Origin of the sequence: uncultured Parabacteroides sp., assembly GCF_947855115.1 — a bacterium.
Lineage (GTDB): Bacteria > Bacteroidota > Bacteroidia > Bacteroidales > Tannerellaceae > Parabacteroides.
Map to the genome: position 1 here is coordinate 50,415 of NZ_CANTZW010000014.1, position 16,268 is coordinate 66,682.

General features: G+C 42.0%; 9 protein-coding genes and 2 pseudogenes. 8 read left to right on the plus strand and 3 right to left on the minus strand.

Annotation, left to right across the window (positions count from 1 at the left end; translation table 11 throughout):
• Window positions 1-192: 192 nt before the first annotated feature.
• From Q0110_RS10205 to Q0110_RS10215, 3 genes are read right to left on the minus strand one after another with little or no spacing between them, the layout of a single operon-like run.
• Window positions 193-1,749 carry a M81 family metallopeptidase gene (locus Q0110_RS10205; protein WP_297906047.1) on the minus strand — a complete coding sequence of 519 codons (1,557 nt, stop codon included), beginning with the start codon at window positions 1,747-1,749 and terminating at the stop codon, window positions 193-195.
• A gap of 18 nt (window positions 1,750-1,767) precedes the next feature.
• Window positions 1,768-3,279, minus strand: coding sequence for a RagB/SusD family nutrient uptake outer membrane protein (locus Q0110_RS10210; protein WP_297906048.1), 1,512 nt, complete (start codon window positions 3,277-3,279; stop codon window positions 1,768-1,770).
• Between the two features lie 12 nt (window positions 3,280-3,291).
• A complete protein-coding gene (locus Q0110_RS10215) occupies window positions 3,292-6,459 on the minus strand; it encodes a TonB-dependent receptor (protein WP_297906049.1) in 3,168 nt (1,055 codons plus the stop codon).
• Between the two features lie 913 nt (window positions 6,460-7,372).
• On the opposite strand from Q0110_RS10215, the gene Q0110_RS10220 reads away from it, so the two are divergent.
• From Q0110_RS10220 to Q0110_RS10255, 8 genes and pseudogenes are all read left to right on the plus strand, one after another.
• The gene (locus tag Q0110_RS10220) at window positions 7,373-7,933 is read left to right on the plus strand and encodes a UpxY family transcription antiterminator (RefSeq protein ID WP_297906050.1); all 561 of its coding nucleotides are present in this window, start codon (window positions 7,373-7,375) and stop codon (window positions 7,931-7,933) included.
• Window positions 7,934-8,194: 261 nt separating this feature from the next.
• Window positions 8,195-9,014 (plus strand): annotated as a pseudogene (locus tag Q0110_RS10225) (polysaccharide biosynthesis protein); the annotation flags it as partial.
• Window positions 9,014-9,193 (plus strand): annotated as a pseudogene (locus Q0110_RS10230) (DegT/DnrJ/EryC1/StrS family aminotransferase); the annotation flags it as partial. The pseudogenes Q0110_RS10225 and Q0110_RS10230, both read left to right, overlap by 1 nt.
• A gap of 475 nt (window positions 9,194-9,668) precedes the next feature.
• Window positions 9,669-10,718, plus strand: coding sequence for a DUF3810 domain-containing protein (locus tag Q0110_RS10235; protein ID WP_297906051.1), 1,050 nt, complete (start codon window positions 9,669-9,671; stop codon window positions 10,716-10,718).
• Between the two features lie 167 nt (window positions 10,719-10,885).
• Window positions 10,886-14,308, plus strand: a complete 3,423-nt coding sequence (gene ileS / locus Q0110_RS10240) for an isoleucine--tRNA ligase (protein ID WP_297906052.1) — start codon at window positions 10,886-10,888, stop codon at window positions 14,306-14,308.
• A gap of 168 nt (window positions 14,309-14,476) precedes the next feature.
• On the plus strand, window positions 14,477-14,857 hold the full coding sequence (locus Q0110_RS10245; protein ID WP_005855535.1) for a TraR/DksA C4-type zinc finger protein: 381 nt from the start codon (window positions 14,477-14,479) through the stop codon (window positions 14,855-14,857).
• Window positions 14,858-15,475 (plus strand): lipoprotein signal peptidase, encoded by a 618-nt coding sequence (locus Q0110_RS10250; RefSeq protein ID WP_297906053.1) that lies wholly within the window; start codon window positions 14,858-14,860, stop codon window positions 15,473-15,475.
• Complete coding sequence (locus Q0110_RS10255) at window positions 15,476-16,258, plus strand: DUF4296 domain-containing protein (RefSeq protein ID WP_297906054.1); 783 nt, start codon at window positions 15,476-15,478, stop codon at window positions 16,256-16,258.
• The last annotated feature ends 10 nt before the right edge of the window (window positions 16,259-16,268 follow it).

A 16,268-nucleotide genomic window follows, 5' to 3' on the forward strand; every position in this document is an offset into this window, starting at 1 on the left:
AACCTCTTTTTATTTATAACATTAGGAATACGCAAATATGCTAATTATTTAATAAAAGCGCTCATTTACGTGTTCTGTGCGTATTAATTTTGACGTATCCTCGTTGTAACACCTGTATGGTAATACTGCAATACCTATTGCGGTAGCACCGCATAGATATTGCAGTAAAAAGATAAAGCTAATCAATACGATCTATCTGCCATAGTAGTGCTTGGCGGAAGGAACCATGATAACGTTCAACTCCGGATCGGCCATGTCTGGATCGATCGGAAACATCGGTCTCACGATATTTTTATAGGGAAGCTTCTTGAAATCCTGATCCACTCCTCCTCGTGTAAAAGCCATTACCCAATCCGCTTGTATATTGTACCATTGGGTTACAAGGTAACCTTGTTTGACCATTACGATATCCATTTCTTTCGGATCGATTCCTGAACCTTCTAGGTTTGGTGTGGGAGAGGATGTACCTACTACCACATAAACACTTCCTGTTTTTACGATAGCGATATTCCTTTTACGTCTCCAAGATTCCATATTCTTATCTTCTTCCGGGCTGACATAAATGACGGTACCCGACAATTTCACAGGACCCTCGTAAGAATTGTCTACCGTAGCGCCTACCATGCCTTCTACGTGCCCGCCTACGCCAACTTTACGTGCCTGTTCAACTACTTCTTCTCCCGGGATAGAGCAATAAAGAACACTCTTACCTTTATCGGTCTGGAATTCCGGACGTTTCAAGAGTCTCGCCAAAGTCCAGGTAACCTCACCAGAACCGCCTCCACCAGGGTTATCTCCCATATCACTGATAAAAAAAGGTTTCTTTTTACTCGCTATTGCCAGATCTATACATTTTTCGAGTGAATATCCCGGAGCCTCCAGCGAGAATTGCTTACGGACATCCCAGAATTTCCGGGCGAGTTTCTTCGCCCCGGCTTTTACCTGTTCCTCGTCGTCACCGTAAACCATCACGACTCCTTGGTTCCGCGGGTTGTCTCCCCAAACATAACCAATCCATATCCCCGCATCTATCACTCCGGGCATGGCTTCCACCTCGGGAACCAATGCGTACAGTGATTTCGCAGGCTCGACACGGGTACTCGACCATTCTCCGGATACCAAGACTGGAACGGCAACCCATGCCTTGTATGCCGGACGTCCTTTCCCCGATTCAAGACGTTCCAACAAATTGACGACCCCTCGTCTGTGCGACTCTCGAGAATCTGCATGCGGTGCTTGGCGATATGTCGTAATCAAATCGGAATTGAGAGCCACCAACCAAGAAGTATTTCCGTGAAGATCCATCGTGGTGGTGACCAAAACATCGTTTCCTATCAAACTACGTACCTTCTCCATAAATTCACCTTCTGGATCAGCCACACCTTCCACACTACAAGCTCCGTGGTTATAAAACCAGAAAGCATCGTATGGCATATTAGCCTTGATCATCTCCAGAGTTTTTTCCACAAACGCATCGTACGACTCTTTTGTCACGGGGCCTCTTCCACCACCGTATCCAATCTGGGCGGGAAGCCAAGTGGCCGCCTGTCCCATTGCGGAGTCCGGGCTCAGATAATCCGGCATTCTTACGGGATGTCCTACGATAGGCTGTCTATTCGGGACGAACACGCTGTTTTCTATCTGTATACCGGCAATGCCGATACGAGGTTTTTTCTTCTGCCCGAAGGCCTCTCCAACGAATGATACGGCCAAGAGACAGATTCCGAGCAACCAAAAATTTCTTTTCATGTTGTTATTTTCTTATAATTAATTCGTAATCAAACCACCGCTAATATCAATCTCCGATTGAGGTATAGGCAATACTTCTGCACCTGCATGGAAAGGATTCATAGCATATTCGCCATACTTAACGACATGACTAAACACTCGCTCGCCCCATCCTACACGAACTACATCAAAGAACCGAAAACCTTCCATTCCAAACTCCAGATGACGCTCGTTCATGATATCCTCAAACAATTGATCCCCGGAGTTGTTCTTGGGAGCCAAATTGACACGGCTTCTTACCTCGTTCAGATATCTATGTGCGTTTGTGATGTCACCGGTGAAATAGCAAGCCTCTGCATAGTTTAAATAAACTTCTGCCAAACGAATTAGGCGCAAGTTCGTAGGCTGGTTGTTACCTCTATTCTCCTCTCTTTCTCCGGGTTTGAGATACAATTTACGGTTATACCAACCGGTTCGATCATCCGTAATTGGAGCCACCTCGCCTTTTGCCGCCACTTCGATTTCGATAGCTTCTTCTCTGGAAAGAAGTGTGGTGTTCTTACGGATCACATCTCCCTCGGCATCATAAGCGTCTGCCAAGGCTTGAGTAGGTTGTGCGCAACCAAAGCCGATCGTCATATTTCTAGGCATTGACATCAATACGTGACGGTTACCGTTATTGACATTATATGAGCTTTGAGTGGTAGAGTTATACATATTTATTTCCAAGATAGATGCAGAACAGTGTTCCCCATCCAACGAGAATTGCCAAGCGTATTGATCCGGGCTGACCAAACTGTACTCATCACCACATTCGTTCTGGAATTTCTCGAACGCCCTCTTTACCTCATCGTATTTTTTCTCATAAAGGTAAACACGGGTTTGCATGGCAAGGGCTGCACCTTTAGTGATTCTTCCCGCATACTTTGTTTCATAGTTTGAAATCTCGCTCTTCTTTGGTAAGACAGCGACTGCGTCATTTAAATCTTGCTCAATCACAGCATACACATCCTCAACGCTTGCACGTCCGAGCCGTTCATGATCAAGTTCCAAAACTCCCGTGTAACAAGGAACGCCACCAAAGGTTTTTACGAGTTCGAAATAGGTGTAGGCACGGATAAATTTCGCCTCTCCAATCATCTGCTCTTTGTTATATTCTGAAAACAAAGCGTCATCTGCTGATTCCATATCCCGTATAAACAAATTGGCCTTATTGATACACATGTAGGAATAGGTATATTTGTCTGAGATTGCGGTATGATCCGCTGGATATTGATAATTCTCCATCAAGGTGAAGCCGGCCGCATCATTCGAAGAACCGCTAAACGTTGCATCTTCTGATAATACATCTCCAAAACATTGCATTGACCATGTATAACGGAAGTCTTTCATGCCAGAATAGACAGCCGCCAAACGCAAGAATGCCTGCCGTTCTTCCGATATTTCTCCAGCCTCTGGGCTACCTAATGGATCCAAATCCAAATTCGCACAACTACTGAACCCTGTTAAAATCGCAAGTGCAATCCCTATGATATATTTGCTTTTAAACATAATATTATAAATTTAGAAAGTAACATTGATACCACCTGTGAATGAAATGGATTGAGGGTAGATACCATAATCTATACCTCTTGATAAAGAACTTGACTGACCGACCTCAGGATCCATACCCGAGTAATTGCTGATCGTGAACAAATTTGAACCGCTGACATAGAAACGTACCCGTTGCAACTTAATCTTTTGTGTCGCAGAAACGGGCAGGGTATAACCCAATTGTGCATTTTTCAAGCGAAGATACGTACCATTCTCTACATACATATCGGAGAAGCGGTCATTATCATTTACGTCCGTGGGTGTTAGACGAGGAATGTCCGTATTCGTGTTGGTCGGTGTCCAATAATTCAAAATCGCTCGATCCTTGTTCGTGATATCGTTCGGGAAATAAGTGTACCAACGCATTGCATTAAAGATCTCGTTACCGATTGTTCCACTAAACTGCAAATTGAGGTCGAAGCCTTTCCACGCCATACCCACGTTGATACCATAGATGACATCTGGAATCGGGTTACCGATCATACATCGATCGTTTGCGTCTAACTTGCCATCACCGTTCGTATCTACGAACAAGACATCGCCTAGCTCGGCGTTAGGCTGGAAATCTGCCCGCTTCACAGCATTCAATTGTTCTTGTGTCTGAATCAATCCGTCTGTCTTGTAACCCCAGAACGCTCCGATCGGCATGCCTTCGTTTGTATAGGTCAGATACATACTACCATTACGGAAAGGCCCGTCGGAAATCGGTGTACCACCATTTAACTTCGTCATACGGTTGCGGATGGTGGACATATTCACGCCAATGTTGTATTCGAAACCACTTTCGGTCTTATCTCGCCATTCGAGGTTCAGCTCTATACCTCGGTTACTCGCCTCACCGATGTTTGTAAATGTGTCATTCATATATCCCATATAGATGGGCATCGGAGCTGCTAGCAGCATATCTTTTGTGGTCTTGTTATAATACTCGAAATTAAGCATCAACCGGTTGTTGAAGAAACTAGCATCTATACCGATATTATAAGACTCCGTGGTCTCCCACTTGATATCCGGATTGCCTAATCGTGCCACAGCGATACCTTGATATAACGTTTCGTTCTCTCGTGCTCCGAACAGCGCACCGTAAGAAGTGTTCAATGAAAGCAAACTGCGATCTACGTAATTGGTGATTTTCTCGTTACCAATCTGTCCCCAACCACCGCGGAGTTTCAAGGAAGATACCCATTGAGCATTCAAATTCTTGAAAAACTCCTCATTATCAAGTCTCCAACCTAATGCGAACGAGGGGAAATTACCCCAACGGTTTTTGGAGGAGAATTTAGAGGAACCATCTCGACGGAATGTGGCCGTAACAAGGTATTTATTATCGTAGTCATAATGTACACGACCCAAATAAGACATCATACCATATTCCGTAGCACTGTTACTCGCTGTGGTCTTGTTCTTATCCAAGGTAGCGTCAATATAGTGTAGGTTCTCCGACTCGCCGATAAGGTCTCTCGCATCAGCGCTTAAGGTTTCTTGTCCCCCCCATTCATTGGTATAGCCAACGATAGCGGAGACTGTGTGTTTCTCGGCGAACGTATTATCATATGAGAGGGTATTCTCAAACGTATAGTAATGACCTTTCACCTGCGATTTCGTTAAGCTGCTCTCCAAGTTCCGCTGGCTGGATGATACTTGGTAAACTGGCGAGAAAGTCTTTGTATCTATCCTTCGAATTTCCGCTCCGAAACTGCTCTTGAACTTTAGCCCTTTGATAATCTGCCACTCGCCATACATATTGCCGATGAAAGCAAGTTTCTCTCGTTTATTGTCCCGATACATGATACTTGCTAACGGGTTATAGTAGTCAATATAAGGAGAGTAACCGTATGAACCGTCTGCATTTTGGGCGGGAGTTACCGGATCTAAGCGGATCGCATTACTTACGACACCATAGTCGGAGTCGTACACGTTACTACTGTTGCGCTCACTAATACTTGCGTCGGTAGATCTTGCGATCGATGCATTAGTACCCACTACCAAATGATCTTTGATCACTGTTTTTTCCGTACTTTGACGGACACTGAATCGTTCGTAGTTGGATTTCTTGATTGTTCCATCTTGGTTGATATAGTTCAAACCCAGATTAAATTTATAGTCATCCGCTTTACCTCCGCTGATACCCACGCTGTAATTATGCATAAAGGCCGTCCGGGTAATCTCGTCCATCCAATTGGTATTCGTGTTACGATTAACGAGACTCAAGTCAATAGGAGCACTACGCAAGGTGTTCAATTGCTCTTGATAATCGTACCATTCCGGACCAGACATTAAATCAAGGTTGTTTAACACTTTATTCATACCCCAATACGCATCGAGTGTAACGGTAGTTTTACCGACCTCACCTTTTTTCGTGGTAATCAAGATGACACCGTTTGCACCGCGAGAACCGTAGATAGCGGAAGCGGAAGCGTCTTTCAACACCTCTATGGATTGGATATCGGACGTACTCAAATAATTGATATCTGTGACTGGCATTCCGTCTACGACGTATAACGGCTCTGCGTCGTTTACCGTACCGACACCACGAATACGAATCGTTGCGGCCTCACCTGGAGAACCGGAACTAGATGTAACAGATACACCGGTAGCCAAGCCCTGTAACGCCGAGGAAACATTGGCTACGGGTTGGCGAGCAATGCTTTCCTCGCTTACGGACGAGATTGCCCCTGTGATATCACTTTTCTTCATCGTTCCGTAACCAACCACTACCACTTCGTCCAACTTTTGTGTATCCTCCTTCAAAGAGATACTTAAAACAGATTTATTGCCTACTAAAATTTCTTGGTTCATATAACCGATATAAGATACTTGTAGAATAGCATCTTTGGCTATTTCCAGAGTAAATTTTCCATCTATGTCTGTTATTGTTCCGTTCGTTGTCCCTTTTACCATGACATTAGCGCCGATTATTGGCATACCGGCGGCATCAATCACGGTTCCAGTGATCCTGCGGGTATTCTGTTGCGGGATAGATACGGTTGATGGCTCCTTCGTATACATATTGTGAGTGTGTACTGAAGCGTATACTCCTGTGGTGAAAACAGATAGTACGATTGAGGTTAACTTCACGGCTCTACCCAATTTATTTTTGTGTTTAATCGGGGTATGGAACTTACAAATTTTATTCATACATTTGTAATGATTTTAATATTAGTACTAATTGATTTAAACGTATTTCGGTACTAAACCTAACCAGGGAATGTTGTCGCATTTTCTAGTCTATTTCCCTACTAGATATGGCTCATGATGGTTCTTGTTTCATAGGCTCTTCTTTTTAAGGTTAACAACTTCTATCTATTTTTATATAGTTTGTTAATGATTCGTTGACATAGCTGAAAACTGCGTTTAGAAAGTTTTATATATAGTTTAGTGAACTAAAAATATTTGATCATCTGATTTATAACAGATATACGCAATACTCGTGATTTTTTTCGATATATGCAAGTCTGTAGTAAATATTTTAGTTAATGAATTATTGCTTTTCTATTAAAATATTTTAATTCCTTATTGTTTTAACGTTATTTTGTGTGCGAAAATGTGAAAGTACCGCTACGGTGTTTCTTTAAATCTGAAGTTATTAATGACTTGGATCTCTTTTAAGAAATGTAGTGCAGTTTTATAACCCATTGATATGATACGGAGGAGGCTATGATGTAAGATCATCGGTTATATCTTATTTAGATATTTAGACCTCTATAACAAATAGGAGATGGAGATAAATCGCTTCTATTTTTATATATATTATATCATTTATTCAAAAAACAGAATAAATAATTTCTATGTTTATAAACATATATAATAAATATATCCATTTACTGAGGCTTAATAAATGATATAAATATAAAAATACTTGTTTCTAATTATTTTTTGCTACATTTGCGGCGTGAAATAGGCGTTACCTATCGGGTAGCGTTGAATTACACAAGAGAGAAAATAAAATATGATTTTTATATCATTGGTGTTAAGTGCCTGTTTTATAGATTTATATAGCCAATTTGGAGTAATTGGCTAGTAGGTATGGAGTGTATTGAACCTTAATTTTATGGAAAAAAAGGCACCTTTGAAAATGAGCTTTTGGTTTGTCGCACGTACGATAGCTCATGCGGAACTGAATATGCGGAAATACTTTGAGGACCATAATATAGAGTGTTTCGTTCCGACTAAAATAGAGATGCTTAAACGAAAAGGTGAAATAAGAGAGGTGGAAGTGCCCATTATCCATAATCTCATATTCTTCAAAGCTGATTATTTATTGGCGAACAATGTTTTTAACTTGAATTCCCAGAAACTTTATCGAATCCGTGATAAGAAAGGATTATTGTACGTGCCGGAGCAGCAAATGACCCCATTTATGCGTTTTATCCAAGAAAACTACAAAAAGGTGAAAATCTTAGATTCTTGTTATGTGGTCGGTGATAAAATGATGATCAAGAAAGGTCCATTCGCCGGTATGATCGGAAAAGTCATTTTGATCGACAATAAGAATTATTTTACCGTCAGTCTTGACGGATTGCTAGTTGCCGCCGTAAAATTTCCCAAAAGCTATCTGGTGAAAGTAGAGGATGCGGAAAAGAAAAATTCTACCAAAAACTATAACTTCTAATTTACGATAATCAAATCTCAATTAATAAAGGTGATTCTTGTCCGGCACCAGCCTATTTAGTTATCCGGAAAGAATTAAGATTGGAAAGATAAAGGCGACCGATATCGATCAAGTGGCCAGCTATCTCTAGTAGCGAGGAGCCCCCTTTTTCTTTAACCGATAGACTAAACCCTTGCTTTAGCTTATACCACTCCTGCCTCTTGGAAGGTTCGGTCGCTTAGTTTTTATGTTCTGATAAATAAGAATAAACAAATACATAAAATGAATGTGAGTTATGGTAGATGGCGTTTGGCCTTAGCCCGTCTGGTAAATTTACGGTATGTCAATCGTTGGATTATTTTTGGAGCGGATCTTTTCGTATCTCTATGTGTATCATTGATAGGTGTACTTGGATTGTTGTCTATTCTGCATGTGCGTATAGGAGAGGCTAATGTCCTGAAAGTAGGTATAGCCTCATTCGTAGCCAGTGTCCTTTCTTTTTTAGCGTTCAAAGTCTATCACGGGGTCATTCGTCATTCCACTTTACGAGGGTTATGGAGGATTGGAGGTGTCGCTATTTCCAAATCTATCCTTATGTTCCTGATTCTTGTAATGTTGAGAGCGAATTTCAGTCCTTCTGTATATTGGGTGTGGGGAATTACGGATTGTACGCTGACGATTGTGATGTTGATTACTTTGCGTGTATTCGTGATTAATGTTTATAATAGTGTCTTGTCTCAACTAGGGAAAAAACATAAACGGGTATTGGTGTTTGGCACAGAAGAGGAAAGCGTAATGATCGCAACCTCGGCAAACCGTCATGTATTTATGCAAAATTAATAGTATAGTGGGCTTTATAATGTTCGGAGGTTCCAAGAAAAGCCTTCGAATAGCCGAGCTGCCCGTTTATCAGATAGAAAACCTGGAGGACTTATATCGCTTGATTCCACGCAACAATTTGGATGGAATTCTCTTTCCCAATATAAAGGCGGCCCAATATGAACGTGATCGTTTGGTACGTTATTGTGAGCAGGCTTCCCTAAAAACATTAGTGGTTCCGGAGATGGAGGAACTTCATAATGGAAGCATGAAACGCTCTATCTACATTATAAACCTTTACCCATGATGACGGCCTATAAAAATTTAGGTTTTGATATCGTAGATTATCCAAATGCTTATAACCAATACCATAACGAGATTACTCTTCCTTTACATACCCAACTTTCTGATGAGGATATTGAGTATGTAATCTCTAATTTTATTGATATAATCTCTGAATAAAATAATCCAATAATTGATACTATATACCGAATGTATCCTTGATAATCCGTATAAAATAATCAAATATAATATGTCTGGTTATTTTGTAAATACATGAAGTGTGAAGATTGTGTTTACATAAATATAAGATAATAATTTAAAAATATCTACCACATTTACCATTATTGCTGAAGCTCTTTAATAGTTAATTGTTTATCTTATGGTGATAGATAGGAAAGTATCTGTCACCATAAGTTTTTTATTCATTACCATTTACAACTTTCCTACCGCTAGATATAACCTTCCTCTATCCATCTTCATCGGCTGTGTTATCGCCTGTCTTTCTCCTCGATATAAATAAAACAGCGGTTATCGTCAATATTTCCCAATTGTCTTTATAAAATCAATTACTTACGCAAACTTAGGGAGTGCCTAATAATTTATTTTCAGATAAAAATAATATGAATCGAAAAGTATATGATATCTTTGCCTTCCTATGATAAGGCTTGAATTTTTAAAAAAGATACGTGTTCGTTGGATTATATTAGTGATCCTTCTTGTCTTGGTATGGATCGTGATGGGAAATCCCAAAATGGGCGAATGGTATTCCTGCTCGATTTATCCATGGGTATCGGGTGTGCTGTCTCGTTTCTCCTGCTTGTTTCCTTTTTCCGTGGGAGACTGTTTTATTTATGGTAGCATCGCTGGGTTATTAGGGTATCTGTCGTATGCGATTATAAGGAGACGGAAGGTCGGGAGGACGTTAAGGCATATCGTAGAGTTTTTGGCGTGGGTGTATGTCTGGTTCTATATCGCTTGGGGATTGAATTATTTCCGGGAAGACTTTTTTACTCGTACGCAAACCCCTTATGTCTCTTTTTCCTCTGAACGTTTCCAATCTTTCTTGGAAGTTTATACGGACTCCTTGAATGCATCATGGGTTCCGATAGAAAAGATCGACCGGGAGGTAGTGAAAGAGGCTGTGCTGGAAGGGTATCGGGAATTACCGGCTCGTTTTGGCCTTACTGTTCCTGGAACGTATCTTCATCCTAAGACGATGTTGTTCTCCCGGTTGATGAGCGGAGTAGGGGTGATGGGATATATGGGACCGTTTTTTGCGGAGTTCAATCTGAATGGCCAGCTCTTGCCTGTACAATATCCCGCCACCTATGCCCATGAGATGGCTCATGTGCTTAGTATATCCAATGAGGCGGAGGCGAATCTATACAGCTATTTAATATGTACGGGTTCTTCCGTGCCAGAGATCCGGTTCTCGGGTTACTTTTCTTTGCTGCCTTATGTGTTGAGCAATGCGTATGTGGCTTTGGATAAGGATTCTTTTGAGGCTTGGAAAAAAAGATTACGCCCCGAGATCAAGGATTTGTATAACGAGAAAGTCGCCTATTGGCAATCCTTATATAGCCCGTTGATCGGTGAGGCGCAAGATGTAGTCTATAATCTTTTTCTGAAAGGGAATAAAATTTCTACCGGAACAGCGAATTATTCGGAGGTGATCGCTTTATTGATCGCCTTGGATGGAAAATGACTTGCTCTTTATTTAACCTCTTCCGGATAAGGTGGTCTGGCTTGGTAATTATTCGATTGGGTACCTTCATCACCTGCTTCCTTTAATGAAAATTCCATATTGTCTAATTCGAAAGAAATCACTAACTTTGCGGCAATTTTTTAGAAGCAAGATAAATACATCGCGATATGAGTAAGAAATTTACCGAATATTCTAGGTTTGACTTGTCGAACGTAAATAAAGAGGTGCTGAAGAAATGGAAGGATGGAGACATCTTCCATAAGAGTCTTGAAACAAGAAAGGGACATCCTTCGTTCGTATTTTACGAGGGGCCTCCTTCCGCAAACGGTATGCCGGGTATTCACCATGTTATCGCTCGTTCGATTAAGGATATTTTCTGCCGCTATAAAACCATGAAGGGCTTCTTGGTGAATCGTAAGGCAGGTTGGGATACGCATGGCTTGCCTGTTGAGCTGGGCGTGGAAAAGGCTTTGGGTATCACGAAGGAAGATATCGGTAAGAAGATTTCTGTCGCTGAGTATAACGCGGCTTGCCGTAAAGACGTGATGAAATTTACGAAGGAGTGGGAGGACTTGACGCAGAAGATGGGTTATTGGGTGGATATGGAAAATCCGTATATCACGTATGATAACCGTTATATCGAGACGTTGTGGTATTTGCTGAAAGAACTTTATAAGAAGGGACTTTTATATAAAGGGTATACGATCCAGCCATATTCTCCTGCTGCTGGTACGGGATTGAGTACGCACGAGTTGAACCAGCCGGGGTGTTACCGTGACGTGAAGGATACGACTTGTACGGCGCAGTTCTTGATCTTGGATCCGAAACCGGAGATGGCTGAATTTGGTGATCCTTTTTTCTTGGCCTGGACGACAACTCCTTGGACATTGCCTTCGAACACGGCGCTTTGCGTTGGGCCTAATTTTACGTATGTAGCCGTGCAGACTTATAATCCGTACACCGGTATGCCTATGACGGCGGTGTTGGCGAAAGACTTGCTGAATGTTTATTTTAATCCGAAAGCCGCTGAGCTGAACTTGTCGGATTATAAGGTCGGTGATAAGTTGATCCCGTTCCGTGTCGTGGGTGAATGGAAAGGGCCGGAATTGGCGGGTATGCACTATGAGCAATTAATTCCTTGGGTGAATCCGGGACAGAATGCTTTCCGTGTGATCACGGGCGATTATGTGACCGTGGAGGATGGTACGGGTATCGTGCATATCGCTCCGACATTCGGTGCGGATGATGATCGCGTGGCGAAAGCTAGTGGTATTCCTCCTTTGATGATGATCGATAAGGACGGTAATCAGCGTCCGATGGTAGACATGACGGGTAAGTTCTATAAATTGGAAGACTTGGATCCTGTGTTTGTACAGGATCGGATGAATGCTTCTGATTATGATCCGTGGCAAGGTAAGTTCGTGAAGAATGCTTACGATGACACGAAGACTGATAAAGACGAGACGTTAGATATTGAGATCTGTATGATGCTAAAGGCACAGAACCGGGTCTTCAAGATCGAGAAGCATGTCCACAATTACCCGCATTGCTGGCGAACTGATAAACCGGTATTGTATTATCCGTTGGATAGCTGGTTTATCCGTACGACCGCTTGCCGCGATCGTATGATCGAATTGAACAATACGATCAACTGGAAACCGCAAAGTACGGGTACGGGACGTTTTGGCAAATGGTTGGAGAATTTGCAAGACTGGAATTTGAGCCGTAGCCGTTACTGGGGAACTCCGTTACCTATTTGGCGAACGGAAGATGGTAATGAGGAGAAATGCGTTGGTTCTGTGGCTGAATTGTTTGATGAGATTGAGAAATCCGTGAAGGCTGGTTTTATGGAGTCTAATCCATATAAAGATTTTGTTCCGGGAGATTATACGAAGGAGAATTATGAGAAGATTGATTTGCATCGTCCGTATGTGGATGATATCATCTTGGTCTCCAATTCCGGTAAGCCGATGAAGCGTGAGACGGATTTGATTGATGTATGGTTTGATTCAGGCGCTATGCCTTATGCGCAGATCCATTATCCATTCGAGAACTTGAAGGAGTTCGATAATCGCCAGATCTATCCGGCTGATTTTATCGCTGAGGGTGTTGATCAGACGCGTGGTTGGTTCTTTACGTTGCATGCGCTGGGTACCATGATTTTTGATAGCGTGGCTTACAAGGCTGTCGTATCTAACGGTTTGGTATTGGATAAGAATGGAAATAAAATGTCCAAACGTTTAGGTAACGCTGTTGATCCATTCTCTACGATCGAGAAGTATGGCTCGGATCCGTTGCGTTGGTATATGATAACGAATGCCTCTCCTTGGGATAATATTAAGTTTGATATTGATGGTATCGAGGAAGTCCGTCGTAAGTTCTTCGGTACATTATATAATACGTATTCATTTTTCGCTTTGTATGCGAACGTGGATGGTTTCGATTACTCCGATCCGGATGTGGAATGGAACAAGCGCCCGGAGATCGACCGCTGGATCCTCTCTCTGTTGAATAGCTTGGTGAAGGATGTGGATGGTTATTTGGAGGCTTACGAACCGACTCGTGCGGGACGTGCTATCTCTGATTTCGTAAATGATAACTTGAGTAACTGGTATGTACGTTTGAATCGCCGTCGTTTCTGGGGCGGTGGCATGACGGAAGATAAATTATCTGCTTACCAGACTTTATATACTTGCTTGGAGACGGTGGCTAAGCTGATGGCTCCGATCGCTCCGTTCTATGCGGATCAATTGTTCTTGGACTTAATTGCCGTTACAGGACGTGAGAATGTTGAGTCTGTACATTTGTCTGACTTCCCGGTTTGCGATGAGTCTAAGATTGATAAGAATCTGGAGGAGCGCATGCGAATGGCGCAGGATATTTCGTCTATGGTATTGGCTCTTCGCCGTAAGGTGAATATCAAGGTTCGCCAACCGTTGCATACGGTGATGATTCCGGTTGTAGATACTCATCAACAAGAGAGTATCGAGGCTGTGAAAAACTTGATATTGAATGAGGTGAACGTGAAAGAGCTGAAGTTCGTAGATAATACGGCTGGTATCTTGGTGAAGAAGATCAAGCCGGATTTTAAGAAACTAGGCCCGCGTTACGGAAAGATCATGAAAGCCTTGGCTGCCACGATTCAGACAATGAGTCAAGAAGATATCAACGCTTTCGAGAAAGTCGGGACGTTTACCTTGATGGTAGATGGGCAAGAGGCGGTTTTGGAGCGCACGGATGTAGAGATCATCTCCGAGGATATCCCCGGTTGGCTGGTTGCGAACGAGGGGCGTTTAACGGTAGCATTGGATATTACCGTAACCGAGGATTTGCGTAAAGAAGGTTTGGCCCGTGAACTGGTGAACCGTATCCAGAACTTACGTAAGAGCAGTGGTTTTGATATAACGGATAAGATTCATATATCTATTCTTTCCAGCGAGGAAATGGATGAGGCAATCAATGATTATAAGGATTATATCGCAAACCAAGTACTGGCAGAATCTATCGAAATAATGGATAATGCGATCAGCGACGCTACGGAACTTGATTTCGAGGACTTCAAGTTGCCTGTAAAGATCGAGAAAGCTTAAAAATAGAATAGCATTTCTTACGGAAGAATTAGGAATGAAATATAGGAAAATCGATAATTATATTATCTTTGCATGCAAAGAAGAAATAATATGATTTTATATTCATTCTTAATTCTTCTTTTTGATTAATATTTGAACAATTGTTGAACCTAAAATTTTTTTAGAACCATGGCAGAGAAGACAAGATATTCAGACGCTGAGCTCGAGGAGTTCCGTGCTATTATATTAGAGAAGTTGGAGATAGCTAAGAGGGATTATGAGCTTTTGAGATCCGGGGTTACGAATTCCGACGGTAATGATGTGGCAGATACGTCTCCTACGTTTAAGGTGCTGGAGGAAGGTGCTTCTACGTTATCAAAGGAAGAGGCGGGCCGTTTGGCGCAACGCCAGATGAAATTTATCCAGAATTTACAGGCTGCTTTGATCCGTATAGAGAATAAGACTTATGGTATTTGCAGGGAGACTGGTAAATTAATCCCGAAAGAAAGGTTACGTGCCGTGCCTCATGCGACTTTAAGTATTGAAGCAAAACAAGGAGGTGCAAAGTAAATGAAATATTCTAAAGGTTGGGGAGCAGTGTTAATCATAATACTGCTCCTTCTTCTTGACCAAGCGCTGAAAATATGGATTAAGACCCATATGCAGTTGCATGAGAGTATAGAGATAACCCCGTGGTTTTATCTTTATTTTACCGAGAATCCGGGTATGGCATTCGGTATAGAAGTGATCGGGAAATTATTCCTTTCTATATTCCGTATCGTGGCTGTATTGTTTATCGGATATTATTTGTATAAGCTGGTTAAAGAGAATTATAAATTCGGTTTTATTGCTTGTATTTCTTTGGTTTTTGCGGGAGCGGTGGGTAATATAATCGACTCTATATTTTATGGCGTGATCTTCGACCATAGTTTCGGGCAACTTGCTACATTTATGCCGGAAGGAGGAGGTTACGCTTCTTGGCTGCATGGAAAGGTGGTGGATATGTTCTATTTTCCATTGATAGAGACTGTATTTCCGGATTGGGTCCCGATCTGGGGGGGGCAAGAGTTCATATTCTTTCGTCCTATCTTTAATTTGGCAGATTCGGCGATTTGCGTGGGAGTTTTCCTTTTGTTAATATTTTATCGGCATACTTTGTCGGCTAGCCTTTCGAAAGAGGAGAAATAAATGCGAAGAAAATTACGGACATATAGTATGGCTTTGTTGGCCGCGACATTGCTGGCTGCGTGTAGTAAAGTTCCGGATGGTATTCTGTCGGAGAAAAAGATGCAGAGTGTCTTGACGGATATGTTGCTGGCAGAAGCAATGGTGAATGTGGATTATAATACTTATAAGTCCGATACCATGAAGTTTGCGTTGTATGAATCTGTATTCCGTAAGCATGATATTACACAGGCGGTTTATGATAGTTCGTTGGTGTGGTATGGTCGTAATTTGGATATTTACATGGAGGTATACAACCGGGTCTTGGCCGACCTTAATGAACGAATCAATAACCTTGGGGATGTGCAAGCGGATGCGGCTCCTGTATCGAACCGGGATTCCGTGAATATTTGGCCCCGCCGTTCTTTTTTGGTCTTGTCTCCTGTCTCTGTTTTTAATGGGGTGACTTTTGATATACGTCCGGAAACCAGTTACTCTTCGGGAAGTAGTTTTGTGTTGGGTATGCGTGTATGGGGATTGGACGATAAGATGGCTTATAAACCGGAAGTCCGTTTAAGTGCGGACCAAGGAGATACGATCTTGACGGTCAATAATAAGATCGCCGAAGACGGCTATCACGAGACGATCCTTAAGACTGTACCTACCAAGAAAGTAAAACGAGTGTTTGGATATATCCGTATGGATAATATGGATACGACTTATTATAAGGTGTATATCGATAGCTTAAACTTGATGAAATATAACTATGGAAAGGAGTTTGCCGGGCTTAAGGACTCTATTAAATGATTTTTTTATT